Source organism: Ruminococcoides intestinale, from assembly GCF_040095935.1.
Taxonomy (GTDB): domain Bacteria; phylum Bacillota; class Clostridia; order Oscillospirales; family Acutalibacteraceae; genus Ruminococcoides; species Ruminococcoides intestinale.
In genome coordinates this window covers 32,998-54,737 of the sequence record NZ_JBBMFQ010000004.1, presented here as the reverse complement: position 1 = coordinate 54,737, position 21,740 = coordinate 32,998, and the positions used below count along the sequence as shown (strand labels likewise).

At 42.8% G+C, this 21,740-nt stretch carries 29 protein-coding genes; all 29 read right to left on the bottom strand.

Going from position 1 to position 21,740, the window contains the following annotated elements; translation table 11 throughout:
• Positions 1-7: 7 nt before the first annotated feature.
• Positions 8-2,929 (bottom strand): phage tail protein, encoded by a 2,922-nt coding sequence (locus tag WMO31_RS07885; RefSeq protein WP_367999480.1) that lies wholly within the window; start codon positions 2,927-2,929, stop codon positions 8-10.
• A 123-nt stretch (positions 2,930-3,052) separates the two neighbouring features.
• Positions 3,053-3,763, bottom strand: coding sequence for a zinc ribbon domain-containing protein (locus WMO31_RS07880; RefSeq protein ID WP_303929752.1), 711 nt, complete (start codon positions 3,761-3,763; stop codon positions 3,053-3,055).
• 105 nt (positions 3,764-3,868) lie between these two features.
• A complete protein-coding gene (locus WMO31_RS07875) occupies positions 3,869-4,153 on the bottom strand; it encodes a Gp15 family bacteriophage protein (RefSeq protein ID WP_367999479.1) in 285 nt (94 codons plus the stop codon).
• Between the two features lie 20 nt (positions 4,154-4,173).
• Positions 4,174-4,491: a hypothetical protein gene (locus WMO31_RS07870; RefSeq protein ID WP_117912485.1), complete on the bottom strand. Its 318-nt coding sequence runs from the start codon at positions 4,489-4,491 to the stop codon at positions 4,174-4,176.
• Positions 4,492-4,513: 22 nt separating this feature from the next.
• A complete protein-coding gene (locus WMO31_RS07865; protein WP_303667666.1) occupies positions 4,514-4,957 on the bottom strand; it encodes a phage tail tube protein in 444 nt (147 codons plus the stop codon).
• Between the two features lie 4 nt (positions 4,958-4,961).
• Entirely contained in the window at positions 4,962-5,354 is a 393-nt protein-coding gene (locus WMO31_RS07860) for a phage tail terminator protein (RefSeq protein ID WP_215639406.1), read from the bottom strand.
• Complete coding sequence (locus WMO31_RS07855; RefSeq protein ID WP_303667668.1) at positions 5,351-5,737, bottom strand: hypothetical protein; 387 nt, start codon at positions 5,735-5,737, stop codon at positions 5,351-5,353. Before WMO31_RS07855 ends, WMO31_RS07860 begins: the two co-directional genes overlap by 4 nt.
• Positions 5,737-6,129: a hypothetical protein gene (locus tag WMO31_RS07850; RefSeq protein ID WP_117949272.1), complete on the bottom strand. Its 393-nt coding sequence runs from the start codon at positions 6,127-6,129 to the stop codon at positions 5,737-5,739. The genes WMO31_RS07855 and WMO31_RS07850 overlap by 1 nt, the downstream gene beginning before the upstream one ends.
• Positions 6,130-6,145: 16 nt before the next feature.
• Positions 6,146-6,475, bottom strand: coding sequence for a hypothetical protein (locus WMO31_RS07845; protein ID WP_303667669.1), 330 nt, complete (start codon positions 6,473-6,475; stop codon positions 6,146-6,148).
• A gap of 4 nt (positions 6,476-6,479) precedes the next feature.
• Positions 6,480-6,710 (bottom strand): hypothetical protein, encoded by a 231-nt coding sequence (locus WMO31_RS07840; protein WP_117967704.1) that lies wholly within the window; start codon positions 6,708-6,710, stop codon positions 6,480-6,482.
• Between the two features lie 16 nt (positions 6,711-6,726).
• The gene (locus WMO31_RS07835) at positions 6,727-7,620 is read right to left on the bottom strand and encodes a capsid protein (RefSeq protein WP_195231739.1); all 894 of its coding nucleotides are present in this window, start codon (positions 7,618-7,620) and stop codon (positions 6,727-6,729) included.
• 18 nt (positions 7,621-7,638) lie between these two features.
• The gene (locus WMO31_RS07830; protein ID WP_303667670.1) at positions 7,639-8,223 is read right to left on the bottom strand and encodes a hypothetical protein; all 585 of its coding nucleotides are present in this window, start codon (positions 8,221-8,223) and stop codon (positions 7,639-7,641) included.
• 139 nt (positions 8,224-8,362) lie between these two features.
• Positions 8,363-8,563: a hypothetical protein gene (locus tag WMO31_RS07825; RefSeq protein ID WP_117949264.1), complete on the bottom strand. Its 201-nt coding sequence runs from the start codon at positions 8,561-8,563 to the stop codon at positions 8,363-8,365.
• A 209-nt stretch (positions 8,564-8,772) separates the two neighbouring features.
• Positions 8,773-8,961 (bottom strand): hypothetical protein, encoded by a 189-nt coding sequence (locus WMO31_RS07820; protein ID WP_117838486.1) that lies wholly within the window; start codon positions 8,959-8,961, stop codon positions 8,773-8,775.
• A gap of 7 nt (positions 8,962-8,968) precedes the next feature.
• Entirely contained in the window at positions 8,969-10,690 is a 1,722-nt protein-coding gene (locus WMO31_RS07815) for a phage minor capsid protein (protein ID WP_367999478.1), read from the bottom strand.
• Between the two features lie 7 nt (positions 10,691-10,697).
• Positions 10,698-12,257, bottom strand: a complete 1,560-nt coding sequence (locus WMO31_RS07810) for a capsid protein (protein WP_367999477.1) — start codon at positions 12,255-12,257, stop codon at positions 10,698-10,700.
• Complete coding sequence (locus WMO31_RS07805; RefSeq protein WP_367999476.1) at positions 12,244-13,608, bottom strand: terminase large subunit domain-containing protein; 1,365 nt, start codon at positions 13,606-13,608, stop codon at positions 12,244-12,246. The genes WMO31_RS07810 and WMO31_RS07805 overlap by 14 nt, the downstream gene beginning before the upstream one ends.
• Positions 13,601-13,996 (bottom strand): terminase small subunit, encoded by a 396-nt coding sequence (locus WMO31_RS07800; RefSeq protein WP_367999475.1) that lies wholly within the window; start codon positions 13,994-13,996, stop codon positions 13,601-13,603. Before WMO31_RS07800 ends, WMO31_RS07805 begins: the two co-directional genes overlap by 8 nt.
• Positions 13,997-14,151: 155 nt before the next feature.
• Complete coding sequence (locus tag WMO31_RS07795; protein WP_117949256.1) at positions 14,152-14,547, bottom strand: polymorphic toxin type 24 domain-containing protein; 396 nt, start codon at positions 14,545-14,547, stop codon at positions 14,152-14,154.
• On the bottom strand, positions 14,547-15,170 hold the full coding sequence (locus WMO31_RS07790; protein ID WP_367999474.1) for a DUF4417 domain-containing protein: 624 nt from the start codon (positions 15,168-15,170) through the stop codon (positions 14,547-14,549). The genes WMO31_RS07795 and WMO31_RS07790 overlap by 1 nt, the downstream gene beginning before the upstream one ends.
• 155 nt (positions 15,171-15,325) lie before the next feature.
• On the bottom strand, positions 15,326-15,736 hold the full coding sequence (locus tag WMO31_RS07785; RefSeq protein WP_303667674.1) for a DUF1492 domain-containing protein: 411 nt from the start codon (positions 15,734-15,736) through the stop codon (positions 15,326-15,328).
• Entirely contained in the window at positions 15,733-15,954 is a 222-nt protein-coding gene (locus tag WMO31_RS07780; RefSeq protein ID WP_367999473.1) for a hypothetical protein, read from the bottom strand. Before WMO31_RS07780 ends, WMO31_RS07785 begins: the two co-directional genes overlap by 4 nt.
• Entirely contained in the window at positions 15,941-16,135 is a 195-nt protein-coding gene (locus WMO31_RS07775; protein ID WP_306526367.1) for a hypothetical protein, read from the bottom strand. The genes WMO31_RS07780 and WMO31_RS07775 overlap by 14 nt, the downstream gene beginning before the upstream one ends.
• Positions 16,136-16,140: 5 nt before the next feature.
• Complete coding sequence (locus tag WMO31_RS07770) at positions 16,141-16,479, bottom strand: hypothetical protein (protein ID WP_296642485.1); 339 nt, start codon at positions 16,477-16,479, stop codon at positions 16,141-16,143.
• Positions 16,457-16,675 (bottom strand): hypothetical protein, encoded by a 219-nt coding sequence (locus WMO31_RS07765; RefSeq protein WP_303667681.1) that lies wholly within the window; start codon positions 16,673-16,675, stop codon positions 16,457-16,459. The genes WMO31_RS07770 and WMO31_RS07765 overlap by 23 nt, the downstream gene beginning before the upstream one ends.
• Positions 16,672-17,058 (bottom strand): RusA family crossover junction endodeoxyribonuclease, encoded by a 387-nt coding sequence (locus WMO31_RS07760; protein WP_303667682.1) that lies wholly within the window; start codon positions 17,056-17,058, stop codon positions 16,672-16,674. The genes WMO31_RS07765 and WMO31_RS07760 overlap by 4 nt, the downstream gene beginning before the upstream one ends.
• 315 nt (positions 17,059-17,373) lie before the next feature.
• Complete coding sequence (locus WMO31_RS07755) at positions 17,374-19,584, bottom strand: AAA family ATPase (RefSeq protein ID WP_303667683.1); 2,211 nt, start codon at positions 19,582-19,584, stop codon at positions 17,374-17,376.
• Positions 19,571-21,181 (bottom strand): DEAD/DEAH box helicase, encoded by a 1,611-nt coding sequence (locus WMO31_RS07750; protein WP_367999472.1) that lies wholly within the window; start codon positions 21,179-21,181, stop codon positions 19,571-19,573. Before WMO31_RS07750 ends, WMO31_RS07755 begins: the two co-directional genes overlap by 14 nt.
• Positions 21,181-21,732, bottom strand: a complete 552-nt coding sequence (locus WMO31_RS07745) for a hypothetical protein (RefSeq protein ID WP_303667685.1) — start codon at positions 21,730-21,732, stop codon at positions 21,181-21,183. Before WMO31_RS07745 ends, WMO31_RS07750 begins: the two co-directional genes overlap by 1 nt.
• Between the last annotated feature and the right edge of the window lie 8 nt (positions 21,733-21,740).

The window sequence follows — 21,740 nt, the reverse complement described above, 5'->3', positions numbered from 1 at the left end:
CCCCCCTTTATGCAAATGCGGATTTACCGTTGTGTCTGCGTCTGTAAAGCTCATCCTGTCTTATCATTTCTTCAAAAAGCGTTGAACCCTCAAGCTCGGCAGTAAACGAATAAGTGTTGCCACCGTTATTGCGAAAGATAATGAACATTTCATAAATGCGTTTAAGCAGGTCAAGAATTTGTGTGAGAATCACTGTATCCTGACCGCCCGAATTGTCGAGCATACCCTGTAACTTGTTAAGAGGAGAAATAACCTCAGGGTTACCGCTGTTAGCACCTGCGTTATCGCCGACAACCGCAAGTGTCGGAGCTTTAACAATACCGCCTTTTGCAAATTTTCGTGCCGGTGATTCCGTGGGTTCTTCAAATCTCGGAATGAGAGGCGGATTTTCAGGCATTGAAAAACTCCAATCCTGTCCAAAAGCCGCTCCGATAATACCGGCTATTCCGCCGATTGAATTAACAACACCCGAAACGAAATTATAAATACCTGTCCACAACGCATTTATGCCGTCAATGATAGCGTTTATAATAAACTTAAACACGGCACAAATGCCGTCCCAAATACCTTTGAAGAAGTCGTAGATACCCTGCCATGCTTTTTTCCAATCGCCTGAGAAAACACCTGTAATGAAGTCAATAAGACCGCCGAATGTTTTCTGTATAGAGGTAATCAACCCACCGATAAATGTAAACACATTATCAAACACCCTTTTTACGGCATTGAAAACATTCTGAAATATAGGTCCCCAAAAACTGACAAGCCAGTTTACAAACGGTGACAGGAAGTTATTCCACACGGTTGAAACACAGTCTGCAACCTTGCCGAAGAAGTTTATTGCACCCTCAAAAACAGGCTTCAGCCAGTTTTCCCAAGCTGATTTTACGATTGCTACGATAAAATCCCACGCAGGCTTAATCCATTGATTGTAAACATTCATCAGGGTTGTGCCGATGTTGGTAAACATATTGCAGATATTCTGAAAAATCTGCTGTCCGTTGCCGTTCCACCAATTACTGATAATTGTTCCGATATCTCCGAAAATCTGACCGATAAAGTTAAACACATCTGCAAACTGCAATTGTAAATTTTCGAGAAATTCAGTGATTGTTGCACCGTCATTTTCAGTCCATTCCACAAGGCTTTCGGTTGCAGTTGAAAACGCACCCGAAACAACTTCGCCGACTGAGCCCGCAAAGGTTGTAAGATCGCTAAAAAGATTGGAAATTGATTCTTCCATTTGAGGGCGAACATTGTCAATTGCATTGCCTGCAAGTGTACCGAAATTATCAAAAAAGGTTGAAAGGTTGTTATAGCCGTTTGTAAGATTGTTGCCTATGGTATCGATAAAGCCGATAATCTTTTCCCTGTCTTTTGAGATCCACTTAGCAACACCGCCTAAAATGGTCTGAAACGACTTTCCGCCGATTGTCGCAACCGCTCCGAATGCAGAGCCGATTGCCCCGAGTTTTGCAGAACCGACCTTTTGCATTGTGCCGAATGCCTTTTGAACTATGGGAACAGCATTATCAAAAACGGTCTTGCAGTTCTTGCCTATAGCTGACCAATCAACCTTGTTAATACCTTTCTGTACATTCTCGACAAAGCCTTTGAATCCGCTTTTTTCGTATAGATTTTTGAATGCCCCCGAAAGGTTTTTGCTTGTGTCCTTGACAACATTCTTTGCAACAGCTCCGCCTGATGAACCGCCTGAAGAGCTTTTTGATGAGGAGGTGTCTGACTTTGAAGATGAGCTGTCAGAGCTTGAAAGCACATTCAGCTTATCAAAGCCCGCAACACTTCTCTTTGCTTTTTCGGAACTTTTCTGAACATTATCAAGTGACTTTGAACTGTCATCTGCCGTATCCGTAAGGCTTTTGGCAGAATCGGACGCAGATTTGATATTGCTTGCGGTGTTGTTGCCTGTATCCCAGCCGAAGACCTTTGAGAGCGATTCAACCGCACCTTTGGCATATTCCGTTAAAGTCGCAAGTGCGGAACTCAACCGCTTTACAACCTGAGTTGCCACCTGAAGAATAGGCTGACCGACTACGGCAAGGAGCTGTTTCCAACTTTCTCTGAGGTTGCCCGTTACATTCTCCCAACCGTCTGCTTCACGACTTGCCTGTCCCATAGCACCCGAAAGCTGATTAGCGTCCTTAACCATTTGCAAAAGCGTGAGCTGTTTCTGCGATTCCGACAAATCCGTAAATGACTTGCCATACAGCTTATTAGCCGCCGCATTTCGTGTGGTTTCAGTACAGGACAAACCGAGTGCGGCATCATTTTCAAAGTTACCTTTGAGGAATGATTTCAGGCTTTCTGCGGTGTCTTCAAGCGAACGGTCGTAATATGCGGCACTGTCGGCTGTTACCTGTAAAGCCTCCTGCATCATTCCCAAAGCACTTGAACTGTCCATACCCGTAGTTTTTGCAAAGGCATAAATGCTTGTGCCGACACCCTGTAATCGGGTTTCAAGAATACCACTTTGATCGGCAACGCTCTGAATGGCTGATTCTGCCTGCGACTGCATTGTACCGAATGTCTGCTCAAACTGCGAATTTGCCGCATTGACTTCCGCAGCCGATTCAATGCACTGCTGACCGAACTCCTTGATTTTGGCAACGGAAAAGGCGGCAACCACAGCTGTACCGATTTTCTTAAACGAAGATGAAACCGAATTGCTTAACTGCTCACCGCTGCCTTTGATATTTGAAAATTCTTTCTCGGTTTTCTGAGAAACACCCTCTGCAACCTTTGAAAAGGACTGTTTCATATCCGTGCTTACATTTTCAAAATCTTTTGAAAGACTTGAAAATGCCGAATCAAACTTTTTTGTAATTGAATCGGAAATCTTATGCAATGTTTTTGAAATATCATCACCTGTCAGCCTGACATCAAGCTCAATTTCACCCGCCTTTGTCGCCATATTCACCACTTCCTTTCATTTTAGATTTTTTAAAAACAGGCATAAAAACAGCGCACACCGCTATGATATACGCTTAAAAATTTTGCAAAAGAACAGCCACCCCATTTGGAGTGGCTTTTTGTTTTAGTTGTTGAGTTCGTAGTATTTGATGTCGATTTTCGGAAGTGACACATTGTTGCCCATTACGGTTTCATATGTATAGTCGCCGTCACAAGTTCCCCAGAATGTGATTACATCATCTTCAAGGAGTTTGTCCGCACCGTCAGGAATTTCTACAGTTGCGTAGATTGTATCAGTCCACAATGGTTCATCAAGATACTCATTTTCTTCTTTGGTTATATTGATTCTCAGGTCAACCGAATCGCCCCAGCCTTCCTGAACCTGAATAATCTGACCTTCAAACTTGTAGTCATTACCTTTGTACTTGTCAGGGTTTCTTGAAAGAGTTTTAAAGTCGACTGTTTTGCAACCGTCTTTAAATTCTTTTTCAACCTTCTTCGGGTCTTTAGTAGGCTTTTCTGTTGCAACTTCTTTTGTGGTCGGTGCTTCTGTCGCTTTTTCAGTTGCTTTTTCTGAACTCTGATTTGCAACAGTAGTTTCCTGCTTTGATTTGTTTGAACCGCTGTTACCGTTAATTGCACCGTTTACACCGCCAACAATCATAATAGCAACAACGATAATAACCCAAAAATACCAACGCTTGTAAATTTTCTTCTTTGCATTTGCAGGATTTACGGTTGCCGAGGTTGAATCGTTTCCGCCAAATCCTGCACCGCACTTGTCGCAAAATTTTGCATCGTCCTTTAATTCGTTTCCGCAATGTGGACATTTCATAAACATACACTCTCCTTAATAAATTTGTTAGTGTATGTTACATTTTATCACTATATATTAACATTGTCAAGAATTTTGTAGATACAGCGAAAATTATGTACAAATTTACAGATTAGCGAAGAAGTCTTGAAATTCTGCAAGAACGGTGTTCATATCTTCGTCTGAATAGTGCTTTACATTCCTTGACCGCCATTTGTTGCGGATTTTATGCTGTGACGAAGTAAAGTTTTTCAAGACTTCTTTGTCGGTTTCAAGGCGAATTTGAACCGTTCTTGCAAGCGGTGTTTCGGGTCCTAAGCCTTGCAGAAGTGAGCAGAACTCATTCCAACTCATTTTAGCAAAATCCTTTGAATAAATGCTGACCCCATACTCCGAGCGAAAGCTCGACACGATTAAATCAAAGTCATCAATCAGGTCGTAGCCGGGGTCTGAGCTTCCCCCTCGTCAGTCAAATCGCCTGTTGCAATTTTGGCAGATTCGCTGATAAGGGCGTTGAAATCGTGCATATTCAGTTTTAACTTTTCAATCTTTTCTCTCTCGGATTCATCAAAAAGAAGATGATACATTTCGATAACATCTTTACTTTTACCGTTGCCGTCCTCAAAAAGTGCCGCAACTTTGAGCATTGAAACTGCGTCATTGTTGATTGCAAGGTCAACATTTTTAACTCTGACACTCGGCTTTTCCTCAAAATTAAGTTTGTCTGTAATATCAATTAACTTTGACATAATCGTTCATTCCTTTCGTTTTTTAAGCGGCTGCTGTATATACGGGTTTGCCGTTTGACATAACTTCAAATTCAAGCGGAGCAACACCCGTACTTGCGCCTGCACCATTTGATGTAACGGATACAACTGCATTTTTAAAGAGGACGGTTGCACCGTTGGGGAAGGTCCACATAAACGGAACTTCTACCTTTCTGCCGTTTTCAAATGACAATGCGGCAATCTGGTCGTTACCTGCGTCACCGATTGTACGCTTGCCCTTTACCGAAATTGTGATTGACTTTGCTGTCATAAGCCTTGACTTCCAGCCCTCGTTTTCAAAGGCTGTCCATTCCTCGACACCGTTGTCAAATGCAACGGAAAATTCTTCGCAGTTAGCAATATTTGTCGTGGCGGATTCTGTTCCTGCCTTGCCAACCGCAAACTGATTTTCATAGCATGGGAATACTCCCGATTCAACTTTTGCCATAAAATTACTTCCTTTCGTAATAAAATTTAACTTCAATGACCTGCTCATACACACCCTTGTCGTCTGTTCCCACATCAACGGGTTCTTCCGTGAGCAGTTCGATTATATAGATTTTGTGTTCCTTAATTTCAACATTTTTAATGTCGTAAAGCGTTTCGTAAAGTCTGCGTGCAAACTCCTCGGTTTCTCTTGCGTTGTCGGTGTAATGGATAAGCAAAGACACGCTTATTGTATCGTAGGTGCTTTCACCGCCGATTGCCCTTGTGGGTGTTCCCGACTGCTTTAATGAATACACACCGATTGACCTGTCCTGCTTGTTGTCAAGTTTGCCGATGTAATAATGCTCGGCTGAGGTAACGCTTTTGAGCCAATCTCTGATGTCCGATAAGTAAATCAAAGTCCTGCTTCCTTTCTGTAAAATCTCACAAATGCCCGACTGCAAAAATTCTGCCGTGTACCACCCTCAAGCCACGGAGCGAACCATTTACCGCCGGCGGCAATGTTTTCCTTACGGCTGAAATTATACTCGGGATGAAAATACAACCGCCTTGCATACGGAGTGCTTGACACAATTTTAACCGTGCCGTTCCAACTCTGCGCACAATCTTCAAAGGTATTTTCGTTCTGAAGATTACCCGTATCAAACGGCATTACCTGCGTGTTTTTCACCTGTTTAAGAAGTGCGTCACCTGTCTGTTCAAGAGCCTGTTGCTTTGCCTTGTCAAGCTGTTTTACAACAGGCATATTGAGTTTGATTTTTGATGATACTGAAAATCCCATTAAATCACATCCAATTCCGTAAAATTAACTTTGCCGTCGGGGTTGCGGTGTTTTGTACCCTGTACGATGTTTCGTTTTACGCCGTCAAGGATTACAAAGCCACCGCTTAAAGTGGGGCTGTCGGGGGCAATATCGCCGTCAAAAAGCAAGACAGCCGACACCTGAACAATTTTCTGCTCTTTGGTATAGACCGTCTTTGCCTTTGACTGCATATTACACAAGGCAGAGCCACCGTGCAGGGTTGCTGACGGGTACAAGCTGTCGGAGGGATACAGATTTTTGCATTCAAACACGGTCAGGGGTGCTCCGTCTTCGGTAACACCCTCACCGTAGATTGTGACCTCGACAGGAGTTTTGCAGAACTGCTTTTTTACAAGTGACGGAAATTTCACGGTTTTCACGCACCTTTCAGATTGCAGGATAACAAAGTCCCGTTGATTTTAGCAACGCATAGAGGTCGGCAGGAATTGCCACTCCGCTGATACACATTAAGTTCCAGCTTGCACCAAATTCCATTGATGTGCCGTTGATTGAATAGCTTTTCAGATAGGAAGAAATCATATCGGCATTTTCTTCTTCAAAAGCAGTAAGTCTGCTATGCACTCTGCCGATGATTCTCTTCTGCATTTCCGAAAGTTTTTCAAAATCAATGCGGTTAAAAGTTAGAACATCAATGTGTTCGGCAGAGATAACGCTGTTCTCATCTCCGCCCTGCTGTTCAATGTAATCGGCATACATAGATTTACTCCTTTGTGTCTGACTTGGTACTCTCTTTAAGTTTTTTGTTTTCGGCTTTGAGCTTTGAATTTTCTTTCTTCAAAGTATTGTAATCATCAACAGAAATTTTCTTGCCTAATCCATATTCTTTGATTTTGCCGTTGTCATCCTGAATATCATAACCACGGGATACATAAGTCTTAGCTTCCTCGTCTGTGTTGACTGTATATGACTTATTGTCTTTGATTGCTTTCATTTTTTCTCACCTCGCTTTAAGCCTCGGCATGAATGATTACGCCCTGCTTCATAAGTTCGTCAATGGCAAAAGTACCATTAACTTTTCTGTTCTGATATATATAATTATCAGCTGTTCGGCTGTCAGAACCCGGAGTATAGACATTGATATATGAATACTTAACTCTTGACACCTGTGCTTCCGGGTCAATAAGAATATAGTCAATCTGCTTAGCTGAGCTGTCAGCAACACAACCGTTTGTAAAATCAAACAAAGACTTCATTCTTGAGCTTGGCACTTCTACAATCTTATCAATATCATCAACGGAACGAACACGGCGGTCAATGCCCTTTGCGGAACTGATTTCAAGTGTTCTCTGAATACCCTCTGCATTCTTCAAAAGCTTTTTGTACTGTGGTGTCGCATAAAGAATAACCCTGTCGAGCGGTACACCCGCTTCGGCAAAAGCCTCAAGGTTATCGTCAAAATCTGCAAGCACATTCGCCGCAGTTAATGCAGTAGTTTTTACTGTTGCACCAACTCGCTTAGCCTCTGTATAAAGCTTGCTGTAAGTATAACAGTCGAGTTCAGGGATAGCCTGTGTTTTTTCAAAGCGTGTCTGAATATTTGCGATAGTCACTACCATATTTGTTTCGTCAACATCAATAGGGTCGATAGCAAACTCAATATCTCTGTCGTGGTCAAGGGTTTTGGTTTCGTAACCGTTTGAATATGTACCCAAATTAAAACCGCCTGCACCTCGTGTATGGTCTTTATAACCGCTGACCGAGAGTTTCGGAATTTTAATATCCTTACCGTTGATAATCTGAATGTCAGAGTTTGAGTGGTAAAGGTCATCGCAAGTAAGGGCTTGACCGTACAATTCTCTTAAAACATTACTGAAAATAGTTGCGTATTCTAATACTGCCATAATTATTTACCTCTTTTCTTACTTTTTCGATTTGATGCCGAAAATTCCTCTTAAGGCATCTTCTGTTAAATTTTTGTCGCCGTTGCCGTCACCGCCGATTTTCTTAACTCCTGTGCCGTTCTCGGCAGGTTTGCCCTTGAGTGCGGGGATATCGTCAAGCACCTTTTTAACAGCCTCTGTCAGCTTTTCCGCATTGACCTTGCCGTCTGTCACAGCTTTTGAAAAGTCTGCAATTTTAAGCACATACGGAACGGTTGCAATGTCAACGCCCTGTTTTACGGCTTCGAGGGTTGCCGACTGGTTGACTTCTGCCATAAGCTTTGCGTTGTTTGCAGATTCAACTTCCGACTGCATTTTTGCAAAGTCGGGAGTGTTCTTAGCTTTCTGCTTTTTAAAAGCACCGATAGCCTCTTTCATCTCATCGGCTGACAATCCCTGCTCCTTAAAATATGACTTCAAAACGGTGTCCTCTGTCACGCTCTGTTTGCCTGTAATAAGGCTTGCGAGCTTGTCGTAATCAAAGACAGGAGCGTTTCCCTGTGGAGTTCCCTGCGGTGCAGGTGTCGGTTCATTGGGGGTTGGTGTTGGATTTGGTTCTGCCATTTTTTCATATCCTTTCAGTTTTTCGGGTGTCTCCCGTAATCAGTTTATAGAGTGTCTCTCTGTTTCAGTTTTGCACGGTGTCTCCCGTAGTTTAATGTCTTCGGACAATAAAAAAGCACCTTACATATTCGTAAAGTGCTTAATCCGCTTTTTCTGTTTTTTCTGTTTTAACTGCTTTGGCTCTCGGCTTTTTGGGAGCGTCAGGCTTGACCTCTTCTGCAAAACCACCGTCAATGAGTTCCTTTGCTCTCTGCTCGGAGCATTCAAAAACTTCATTCACAGGTCGTGTTACATAGCCGTTCTGCCTGTCGTTAAATGCTGTTGTTACTCTGATTTTCATTCTGTCACCACCTTTCTAAACTGGTCGAAATCGACGGGTTTAAATGCAATAAAAAAGCACTCTGATTTCTCAAAGTGCTGATTTGATGTATTTAGTTCTGTTACGGCAAGTTACAGGCAAGTTAAGCAATGCCGTGAACAAGCCGTTTTTCTTGCTCTGAACATATTCTCGGCAAGTTAAACAACAAAACCGCCCTTTTTACGGAGCGGTTAGATTATGCCACTATCTTTTAGATATTGCATTTTTTGTTTCTCTCTAAGCTTACTGTAAAGTGCTTCAGCATCTTTAGCTTCTTGTGGAGCATCTTCACGCAAAGTGACATTTAAACCATTTGTTACAAGGTACGGCTTAAACGCATTCCATAGAGATTTTTGTTCTTCAGTTTGTATCAATCTCATACTATCATCACCCTAAAAGTTTGCTGACTCTGTACTCATTATACACTTCATCCATAGCTTTATCTTTTAAGCATTCAAAAGCATACTCACTTATATCCTCTATATTATAACCGTTATTTATCAATTTTTCAACCTTTGGAGCATAAATTTTATTAAGGTAATCGCAATATTCAAAATAATCGTTAATACTTCCGAATTTTGCTCTGTAATTTTTAGCGTCTTGCCAATGAATCAGTTCGTGCAGAATTGTACTCAATCTGTCTTGCGGACAAGCCAAGTTTTCTTGTAAGCCTGACAAATCACTTGTTGAAAAGTATGCTGAATTGACATTTAGAACATTTTGCATTGGCATATATGAAGCAATAGCATTTACTCGCATTTCTTCGGGAGTGACAATACAAATTTCAGGCTTTCCGCTTGTTTCAACCTCTCCGAGCATATCAAACGCTTTTCTCACTTGCATATCAAAATTATGAAGTTCTTTTCGTTTTAGCTTTACCTTATCTGAAATATAAACATTATCACACAATGTATTTGCATTGTGGGTATCAATTGTAATTGTTTCGCCCTCAATTTTGCGTTCAAAAGTTTTTGATATATCTTCTTCAAAAACAGGTCTGTAATATTTTTGTTCATCAGTCTTCAAAGAAAATTGTTTTGCCTTTTCTTCAAGCGTATTCGCCCTATCGTGCCACTCATCGGCTCGGGTTTGGGCAATGCGTTTATTGTCCTCATCAAGGCTGTATTCGGCACGACGGTCAAAGCGTTCTGCCTGACGCTGTGCATACTGCTGTTTTTCCTCAATTCCTCGCTGACGGTCAAGCTCTTTGATTTCATCTTCAGACAACGGTGCGTCCAAATCATCAAGTTCGGGATAATATGTACTTGTGCTGTCCTTACATCTCGGATGAAACAAACCGTTCTTGATTGCAGTTGAGAGAAGCGGATAGTTTCCGTCTGACTTTTTGCCGTTTGAATAAACATCGTCAATAAACACCTTGCCGATATATTTTGCACAATCGGGGCAACCGCCCTGTCTTGAGTTCACAACAACGAGGGATACTCCCCATTCGGCTCGCTTTTCGCCCTCACCACGCAGATAGGCTCTTTTGTTGGCTGTTTTAACCGCCATGTCCGCATAATCCGAGAGCGTGTGCCTTGCACCGTTCTTGTATTCCACACAATTAAGACCTGCGTTGAGCATATCTTTGCAGGCGATATCAACGGCTTTTTCGTATGTAACCGCACCCGTGTTCGTTGCAACCTGTGCGTTAAAAATCGCCTTGCGGTACTTGTCGTTGCTCATACGCAAAACCGCCGTTTCTGCCCTCTTTAAATCGTCTGTGGTCGATTTTATGAGTGCGTCAAGTTTACGGTCATTCACCTTAAAAAACTCGGCTGTGCTGTGTGCTGACGGCTTTTTCGGGGCCTTGAAACCGTCCTTGACAGCTTCAAGAATTTCTGCCTCCTGACTTGCATTTCCGTCAGCTTTGGCGGTGCGAATCATCTCTTCAACCTTGCCGTTAATGGTTTTGAAACGCTTGCCGAATTTCTTTGCGTTGTGCTTACGGTACTCTTCAAGACTTTTGAGCTGTTCAGCCTGCCATTGTGTCCAGTTGTAACCCTCTTTGGTTTCTTCGGCTCTGTGACGGCTGAAATTGCGCATCATGCTGTCGATAAGCTCGTTTTCAATTCTCTCAAAAGCCTCTTTAATGTTGTAATCACTCATTGCTTACTCATTTGCTGTCATCGTCCTGATTTGCGATATCTTCGGGTTTATCGGGTTCATTGCCCGTGTCGGTAAGGTCCACATCGTCAAGCTCCGATTTTTCTTCTTCGCCTGCAATGCCCTGTTCTTCCTTAATTCTCTGCACCTCTTCGGCTTTCCAATCCTCCGACTTGCTGTCGCCGTAAAGCTCGTCAACCGAGGTTTCAACTGACATCAAACCGCCCTGTCTTGCTTTTGACACGGTTTCAACCTGACTTTCAAAGCTCGGATTTGCATATTCGCCGAAGTTTACGGATACTTCCAAGCCCTCAACAATACCCTTGCCGTTAAGTTCACCGTCTGCATTGAGTACAACTGCAACAAGGCTTTGAAGTGCGTTCTGCGTAATTTTCACAAGGTTCTGCCTTGTGTAAAGGGTTGTCTTTTCCTTTTCACGCTGAGCGTCTGCATTATCAAGCTTCTTCGTATCAATGCCGAGAGTTGACGGCGATATAATGCCCTGTAAGCAGAGGTCGAGGGCAGTAATGTATGAACTCAAATAGCTTTCGTGCTGAATCTGCGGACTTTCGGTGTAAATCCTGTTGCCGTTGCCGTTTTCAGACATATCGTTGCCCACGGTGATAAATCGGTTGTCAAACGGATTTGGCGACATCGGCTGACAGGTTTCGGGATTTCTCGGAACAAGGCAATTAGGCACATACTGCTTTGTTCGGCAGGCTCTGAGTGCGTCCATCCACTGTGACCACACTTCATCAAGGCTGTCGAAAGCGTCTGTTTTTATGCCAATAATGCCCGCACCTCTGCCCTTGTGGCACGATTTGCCGTAAAGGACAGGTACAGCCCACATATATGATTCGTCAAATGTAACACCCTTTGAATCAATCCAAGAAAGTGCGTCTACCGTGTGCAGGTCAATCTCTTTGCCGTTGTCATCATACAAAGCATAGTGAATATAGCCGTAACCGTATGTTTCTTCAAAGCGGTAACGGCGGTGTTTTTGCGTGTAATCGGTGTAAAACTTAACCTCTCGGATTCTGCCACGCACATATGTAAAGTCGATGTTTTCGGCAGGATACCATTCAACAATCGGAACATCTGATACAGCCGTGTCAAAGCTGACCTTAAAAGCACCGTCACCGACAACACATAGGTCACGGAGCATTTGCTTAACCGTGTCGGACAATTTGTTCTGCTTTTCAATGTCTTCCCAACGCTCTGCATAAGCGGTTGAATTTTTACTTGTAACATCTGTGCCGTTGTAGTCGGCAATTACGATATTCACAAGCGTTTCGCAGATGAGTGCCGGCAAGCCCGTGTGTATTTTACGGATTTCAAGCCCCTTTGTGCTTTTTGCCGCCCAAAACATAGTTTTGTTTGTATCAATCTGCCTGTACAGCTCCGCAAGCTGTCTGCTGTTGCCCCAATACCAAATGCGATTGATAAAGCACTCGGTCAGATGATTGCTTGTTTCGGTGACGGTAATTGTTTTGTCGCTTGCAGGAGTAATCTGCAAAAAGTTTTTAATTCCCGATCTGATAGATTCAGCCATTCTGTTAATCAGCCCCATTTATTTCACTTCCAATAATATTTTTAAACGGCAGCCACGCATATTGACCGCTGTTAATGCAATGGTCGTGACCGTCCTCGGGTGTGTTGTCTTTATCCTCTCGCCAGCTGTAAATTTCAAACTCGGCAATCGTGTTTTTACAATGTTCAAGCACAAAATAACAGTCGGTGGCAAGCCAGCCGAGTACAAGATTGATTCGGTCGATAATCTTCGTTTTCTTCCATGCATTTGCAAAGTCATAGACACAGCCGTGCTGTCGCTTATACTTTTGAAATTCGGTAATAGTCGCTTGGTCGGCGCTGTCAATAAAAGCCGTGCGTGCAAAGCCCCATTCATCACGGTTGCGGTCAAGAAAATCAATAAAATTCTTCACTGTGTCACTCGGGGCAATAGGTGTTTGCATTTCGGCATTGTTGTAAACTCTTTCATCAAGCTGAACACACTTACCGTGATTGGTAATGCCGTAAAATGTCATTGCGATAGTGTCAGGCGACTTCTGCGAATAGGCGGTATCAAGACCTGCGGTGAACTGAACAAAGTGTTCCGACTTGCGGTTACAGTTCAAAAACTTTCCTGCCCACTCTTTTGATTTGATATGTCTTGCCCTCTCAAAATTCGGGAACACAAGACCTGTTGCTCTGCCTCGCAAACCTAAGATTTTATTTTTATAGAGCTTTGTACCTTTCGGTGCAGAGTTCTTTTTCTTTTCAATCTGTTCAGGTGTAAGACTTAAATTGTCGGCAAAAGAAAAGAACCAATACCGCCAATTTGGTACAGGTTCTTCGGTAAGCTCCGCCGTAATCTCGGGAGGAACATCGTTTTCATATTTTTTAAAAGGACGGGAGCGGTTGACAAACTCCTTATACACAGGCAGGCTCGGATCATCGGGATTCAGCGTTGCAAGCATATAGTCATTACGGGTTGACATCTCTCGGATAAACTCGATATCGGCGGTGTTGATTTCGTCAATATAAACGCACCCAAACTGCGCACCGAGAACCATTTCCCACTTATCCCGACTGCTGTAACCGAGAATATAGATGATTTTGCCCTCAAACTTGATATGCGGCAGCTTGTAATCCTTGTCGCCGTTACCACAATAGACTGCGTTGCGGTGCAAGTCGAGAATACCGTTGTCCTGTTGAATTATAGTTTCCTCAGCCTTGCCCGTGTTTTTGGCGGCAATTGCGTGAAGCTTCTTCGGCGACTGCGACACCATTCGCATAAACTTAACGCCTGCTCCGACTGTTGTTTTTCCTGAGGCTGTAGTGCCTTCAAGAAATTCAGCCGACACATTTGTTGTGTTGATAAAGTCGATATACTTTTGTGACAGCGGAAATTTGTTACTCACTCAGCCCCTCACCGCCCAACTGCCTGAACACATCGGATAGCTTTTCGGACTGCTCAACCTTTGCGTCAACCTTAACGGTGTATTCGCCCGTCATCTTGTTGAGCGTGTCAATCGCCCTCATTCTGTCGGAGGTGTCCTGCCCGTCATTCCTTGCAATGTCGGACAAAGCAACCTGTCTGTCCTTTGCACTCATAATGCGCTCATCTTTGAGCTTATCGGAAAGCTCTTTGATATAATTTGCGATTGTAGTATTTTGTAGTAATTTTGAAGCATTGGTATTAGCATATTTTGCGGAATATCCTGCCTTAACAGCACTCTCAGCGGCGTTACCGCTTTGTGCATAATATTCAGCAAATTTACGCTGTCTTGCATTTAATTTGTCTTTCACGGTATCACCGCCCTTTCTAAAAATAAGCAAAAGAAAAGACAGCACATTTCTGTACTGTCTTTAAACACAGGTTTCCGGAGTTGCACCGGAATCTGTAAAAACTGTTTTCCTATTTAAACTATCCCCTGCGTTTATAATATTATATCAATAAATTTCTAAATATTCAAGTGTTTTCTTTTTCTTTCCCATTTATTCAATAATGCACTTACATATTTCTGTTCTTTATCAGTCAATTGACGATCTCCAATTTCATTATGTTCATAACCCAAATGGGTATGTGGCATCATTCCATTATGAGGTCTACCTTTAACGTCAATTTGTTTTATTCTTTCGCCGTAGTTGTCATAAAAAGTAACACTTTTGATGTTGCTCTGTTTGTCAAGAGTAGCATACACTCTATTTTTTGTCATAGTTTCCATAGGAGCTTTTATCGAAGTATTACCATTCATATGAATTACTTTTATTTCACCAAATTGAGCAACTGTGTGATATTCTGTACCGTACTTCTTTCCCTTATCACTTATACCGCTTGAAGAGCCTCTTCCGCCCATTATTCTGACCTCCTGAATTTTTCCTGAAATGATTTGATGTTGATAATGTTCTCCTCGCATTCTTCGGGGACTCTGCCGTAGAAGATAATTGTTTCAGGCTGTAAGCGTTCAATCATTTCTTTGTAGCCTTTCAAAAACAGTTCTTTGGCAATCTTGTTTTTCTGTGTGCCGACACTTGACACGGCAACAGTACCGCCAATAGGTTCGCCGTCAAAACACCATTCAAAACTCTTTTCATCACTCCAACAAATTGTAGGTATCACCTCAATACCGTAGAGCTGTAAATATGCACCTATCCAATGCTTGCGATAGTGGTTATAAATCTGCAACGCTGTCGGATAATCAGTGTAAAGACTGAAATCAGGCGATAATACACAACTGAATTTTTGTAGACTCTCAATATACCTGTCGGGTGTATTCCACAACCTCTGAAACTGGTAATCGTCAAGGAAAAAATGTACTCCGCAATCACTTTGCTTACTGCTTAAAATTTCGTTAAATCCAATGAATTTGTTTTCAGTAATTTTTGTAGGCTTGATAATCGGGATGTCATATTCTCCTGCACCTTCAAAAATCGTCCTTGTACTGTTTTCGTAACTTGTACCGCATTTATCTTTATACATTAATTCCACCCCGCAAAAGCAAAACCGCCCTCAAATGAGAGCGGTCTGTGCGATTTTTATCTTAGGAGAGTTTTACATATGTCCTGTTTGTCAAACTTTCATAATACCATTATACGCAGGGTAAGGGTGACATTCAATGACATTTCAAAATAATTTTACGAGAAATTGAACTTTTTTCGGAACGCCTGTAACGCTTCGCCGTGCAATCTCAGGGTATGCCTTACGCTCATTTCCATACTCTCGGCAATATCCTCCCACCTCTGACAATTTATGTAATACTCGGTCAAAATTGCAATGTAACGGTAATCGTCAAGTGCGTTGATTTTACTGCGGATTTCAGTTTTCAACCGCACAAGATTGTCAATTTCCCGATTGATTTCAGCCTGAAGGTCTGCAATCCTGTCCACAATCCGCATAGGGTCATTCACTCCCGATGTCTTAACAGGCTCGTTCTGCTTAACTGATACCTGTGCAATATTCAGCCTAAGTTTCGACAGCTCGTGTTCTTTCGTTCTGATCAGCTTATCCGAAACCCTGACCGAATATAAATAATCTTTAACCGTCAATCCACTTCACGCTCCTCGTCAAGCATACCAAGTTCCTGCGCCAACGCAACAACAGCGGTTACAATCAAATGCAAATCCTTACCTTTGATGTTACACATATTAAAGCAAACATCGCCCTCATCGTTATCAAGTTTACCAAAATCAATAACAAGTCCCTTTGTGATCGTCTTGCTTTCATTGTTATCGTAATTAACGGTAATGTTTTTAATATCTTTCATTTTCTTCACCTCTCAACGATTTGGCAATTCTTTGTTGATTCTTGCAGATAAGATCATTTATGTTACAAAATAAATAATATGTCAACCCTCTTATCTCTTCTATATCATCTGTGACCATAATGCGATTGAGTTCACCGTCAATCATATCACGGGTGTTATTGATTTCCTGTCTGAGTTTCATTTTCTTCATTCTCCTTCAAAATTAACAACTTTTCCGTTGTCGGTGTAATCTCGTTTGTCAAATTCAAGTTTTAACTTGTCGATGACAACCCTGTCGATATGCTCCCAAAACACTTCGTCAGTGTCGGAGTGTTCAATTATTTCGGTCATAGACTTTAGTGCCTTTGCACATCTGTCACGACCAAATCCGAAATCCTTATGCAAAGCATACAGCATTGTTTTAAATACTCTGCGTGTGATGTCCTTGTTTTCTTTTTCTCGGATCTGCTCGTATGCGTTTTTGGCAATCCGTTCAGCTTCCTGTTTAAGCTGTTTCGGAATCTTAGGCGGTATTCTCGCTTTCAATGCTTTCTCTCCTTTCGTCAATCTTATCAAGTGCAGTTACAATCAACGAGCTTTTGGCTTTGGTGTCCATAAGCTCTGCTTGATAGTAAAACCGACCCGTTGTATTCCGTCTGATGATACAGCCTTTCAGAACGTATTCTGCTCCATTGTACAGCACGGTTCTTTCAAGGTTGCGTTTAACTTCCGAGATATTCACAGCATTTCCACCTCGATGTAAATACCCGGAACATCCGCCCAAAACTTTTCGCATATCTCACTTGCGACAAGTGCGTCATCAGACCAAAAGCCGAGAGCGGTCATACAGTCTTTTAGCATTTTTTGCAGATTGTCCGTGTCAGGTTTTGTTATACGATATTCGCCGTCTTGATGTTTACCACGAGGAAAGCACCACTTTGTTATCAACCTGACAGCCGACTCGTACGGTTCTGACGGTTTAAACTTTGCTAAATGTGACGTGAGCTTTTCTCTTGCCTGTTTCACCTCGGGCGGATTGTAAAAAACAGGTTTGCCGTTTTTTACCATAACCTTATGTTCCTGTGCAGTTACGGTCGGCGGTATCATCGCCATAAAAAAATCCATTTTTATATTTCACTCCTTTAAAGCATTAAAGCTACTTTTAATTTTTGAATTTTGCTTTTAGTCACAGGTCAGGGGAAGGAGTTGTTGTGCGTAAGCTTCGCACAACTACTTCACCCCTGTGACCTTTAGGGAACGGACACCGTTTATATATACGTAGTATATATACTTTTTCTTTCCCTCGGAAAATCTCGAGAAAAAAGTCATTTTCCGTCATTTTTAGAAAAGGAAAATCTCGGGAAATTTTCCCTATTTTCCCTCACGGAAAGAGAAAATCTCGATAAAATTTTCCTTCCAAATTTGACGGAAAGGGAAAATTTATTCGACTTTTTCCTTTTCCTTTAATCCTGTTTTACCGCCGTCAATCCAAAATCCGCCGTGTTCTTTTAGTCGATTTCGGACTGTTTTTTCGGTAACTCCAAGATATGTAGCAATGTCATTTATATCTGCCTGACCGTTATTCTCTTCTGCCGTAAAGGCTGTCATAAGAGATTCCATGCGTCCTTTTTTGTTTTCCGATTTAGTATTTTTCTTACCGAAATTCTTCTTATAAGGCGGGTCAAAATCGCCCTCAAAATTACAGTCCTTCAACACACCTGTTGCGTCCGATTTGTGAATCGGATAATCAAACCAAAGGTTAAGTGCATCAAATGCCGGAAACTCTCGCAGAGTACCCTCTATTCTCCACGCTGACATCCCTTTTACGGTTTTTTCGGCACGGGCAACATCTGACATCATCAGTTTAAAAGACTGTTCAGGAAGCGTTTTGCGTGCGATGTCAATCATATTATTTGCCATTACCAAATCATCCTGCGAACACACTTCACTGATTTTGTTGAAGCGACCTATCCAGTCTTTGCAGATTTTACAGGTTCTTTCATCCTTTTGCTGTTTCATCAAATCTTCGCTGATTTCAAGCCTTGTAAGGTCAAGGAGTGCATCGGGGTCACGAGCGAAAACACCCGAGCCCGAAACTCTGTCCATTGACTTTTTACCGCCCTGAGCACCTTTTGAATGGTGGTGACAGTAGATTACCGCACAACCGATTTCGGTACACACCTTATCAAACTGGTTGCAAAAGTGGGCCATTTGGTCAGCACTGTTCTCATCACCTGTGATAACCTTGTATATCGGGTCAATCACAACAGCTATAAAGTTGCCTTTTAAAGCTCTGCGTATGAGCATAGGCGCTAACTTATCCATAGGCACGGACTTGCCACGCAAGTTCCAAATATCAATTCTGTTTAAGTTTTTTGGTTCAAGTCCTAATGCTTCATATACATCCTTGAATCTGTGAAAACAGGACGCACGGTCAAGTTCAAGGTTCACATACAAAACATTGCCCTGCGCACACTTAAAGCCGAACCATTCTGTTCCCTCGGCAATTGCAATACACAATTCAATCAGCCCGAACGATTTGCCGGCTTTAGAAGGTCCGCCGAGGAGCATTTTATGTCCCTGTCGCAATACTCCCTCAATCAGAGGCGGAGCAAGTTCAGGAGGATTTTCAAAAAAATCTGCGAGGTTCTCAAGATCGGGCAAGTCATCGTTAATGCTCTCCACCCAGTCTTTCCACTCGGCAAAGTCGGATTTACCGATATTGGTGTCAATGATAAACTGCTTTTTGCCGTTACGGATAACACCGGGCATACGGCTCAGCCTTGACGGATTGCGGTTCTGCTTGTCGATTTCAAAGCCGTTCTTATTGCACACATTGTAGAGATAATCAACTCTTTTGCGGTATTCGTCATAGTTTGCGGCATCAATCTTAACAATAGCGTGGACTGATTTTCCGCCCGAATAAACAAGCACCGCAACAGGCAGCTCAAGCTCTCTGATGATTGCATTTTGTTCTTCAAGAGCCATACAGTCAGATTCCACCAGAGCGTAACGATAATCGGTTACATTCTCGTTTTTAACACCCTTACCGTCCAATGGATTAAACCTTATCCACGCTCCTGCCTCGGGTTTGTAATCGCCGAATACATTTGAAATATCACCGTCACAATTGTTGAGGGCGGCAATAAGCTCACCTGCCGTACGGTCACAACTGCCCTTTGTAGGCAGATATTTAACCTTGCCGTTATCGTTCTTCTCCCAAGTTTCGGTTACATAGCCGACATTTTCGGAGCTGTCAAAGAGGGTTTCAAGGTAGGTTACAATTTCATTCACAGGATTCCAGTTTGCAGGCTCGTGAAACTTTACACCCTCACAGGCTGTTACTCCAATATCGCCCTGTTCAAAAGCAATTTCGTCATTCCAGCCGAGTTCTTTCGATTCACGAAAAGTCATCCCCCTGTCTTTAGCCATTTGGATTATCGTGCCTGCTGTGACAGGTGAAGCAGAGCCGTTAAAGCTCTGCCATTTCTTTTCGCACTCACCGTTGTGATAGCGGTTGTCTGCTCTGCTCCAATCGTCCCAGTCTTTTACGCTGTATCCCTCTTGTTTGAGTGCCATTCCGACATTTACCCAGTCTTGGTAGTCAAGCTCTGACGGACTGATGTATTCAAGTGCATTAAGTAAGTCCAACCGTATTCACCTCGCTTTGCGGTACATATGTTTTCGGGTTAATGTTTTTCGGAGTTCTCCAACCGTTTGCGGCAATCCTTGAAATCAAAGCTGACGCTTCGTCAAACTGCCATTTGCCCACGTGCTGAAAACCTCTGCTTTCAAGCATACGGATTTGTTTAGGTGTGGTTAAGCCCTCAATTCTTCGCTTTTCGAGCCTGTCAAGAATAAGTTTTGCTTTGCCGGCACTCTGAATTTCATCGGGGAATATTCCGAGCTTTTCAAGTTTTGCTTTCTGTTTGTCTGTAGGCGGAGAACACTCCCAGCCGAATGCAGGAACATATCCTGCAAGGTCCTGCGCCTGAATTGACATTTCGTACTGCAACGGATCTACAAGTTTGCGTTTGCGTGTTCGCATTTCCGCAAGCTGATTTGCAAGCGCTTCTTCACGCTGAGCAACAACATCTTCACTTGCTTTTTCCTCCGCTTCTTCAATGTCAATCGGACAGCCTGCCTGTTCCGATAAGTTTTCGGTCATCTTTTGTGCGACCTCTTCGTTATCGCAAATGAGATGTGCAGGTCTGCAAAGTTCGTGCCTTTCTGTGTGCCACAAAAAGTCGAGTAGCAAAAGCTCCGTCTTGTTTGGTGCAAGCCTTGTTCCTCTGCCGACCATTTGGCAGTAAAGCCCACGCACCTTTGTAGGTCTTAAAACGACAACGCAGTCAACACTTGGGCAGTCCCAACCCTCGGTTAAAAGCATTGAGTTGCACAGCACGTTGTACTTATCATTTTCAAAATCCTGCAATACTTCCGCTCTGTCTTCGCTGTTACCGTTGACCTCTGCCGCTTTAAAGCCTTTTTCGTTCAAAATGTCTTTAAATTTCTGCGATGTTTTTACAAGTGGTAAAAACACAACAGTTTTACGGTTCTTACAGTATTTTTTCATTTCTTCGGCAATCTGATAAAGATACGGATCAAGTGCCGTGTCAATATCACTTGCTTTAAAATCTCCTGCCTGTGTGGCAACTCCCGAAAGGTCAAGTGTAAGCGGTATTGTCACAGCTTTAATCGGTGACAGATATCCCTCTTTGATAGCCTTAGGGAGCGTGTACTCATACGCAAGCGAATCAAATACTGTTCCTAAATTTTTCATATCTCCTCGGTCGGGTGTTGCGGTAACACCCAACACTTTTGCATTGTCAAAATGCTCAAGCACACGCTGATAGCTGTCGCTGATTGAGTGATGTGCTTCATCAATAATGATTGTGTCGAAATAATCGCTGTCAAAGTTTGACAGCCTTTTCTCACGCATAAGCGTCTGTACAGAGCCTACAACAACCCTGTTCCACGAACCTATGCAACTTTGCTCGGCTTTTTCAACCGACGAATTAAGTCCTGTTGCTTTTTGGATTTTGTCCGCCGCTTGGTCGAGCAATTCTCCACGGTGGGCAAGTATCAGCACCCTGTCACCTCGACGGACACATTCTTCGGTGATTTTTGCAAAAACTATCGTCTTGCCACAGCCTGTAGGCAAGACAAGTAATGTTTTTAAATTGCCGCTTTCCCACTCGGAGAAAACGGCATTCTTCGCTTCATTCTGATACGGTCGTAACTGCATTAAAAGCTACCCGGTGTCCAGTTATTCGGCATCGCAGTATTTGGCGTTGCAGGCTGTGTGTTATACTGTGGCGGATATGTAGGCTGTACATACTGCTGAGGTGCAGGCTGTGCTACGGCAGGAGATACCGTTGTCACCTGCTCATCGTAGGCATAAAAATACTTGATGTCATTTGTTACGCCCTCTGTACCGTCATTCTTGACATATTTGCGTATGATAACCTGACATTTACCTTTCTTGCCGATAATGCCTGTCCAGTCCATACGGAGCGGTTCGCCGTGCTTTTTCATTGACACGGACAAAAAGAGCTGTGACAGCTTCCATTCAAGCGAGGAGTGCAGTACGAAATTAACTGTAATTTCTCGCTTGTCATCTGCTCCCCACACATCAAAAGTCACCTTTGCCATATTGCACGGCGGCAGTTTGCCTTTACCCTGTGAGCGAGCACGCTCAACCTTTGCTACTGTAAAATCATAATCATCCTCGGGGAGCGGTTCATAATTTCCGCCCTCTTCGGTTATTTCGTCGTTCCAACCAAATTCTCTATCCATTTATACAT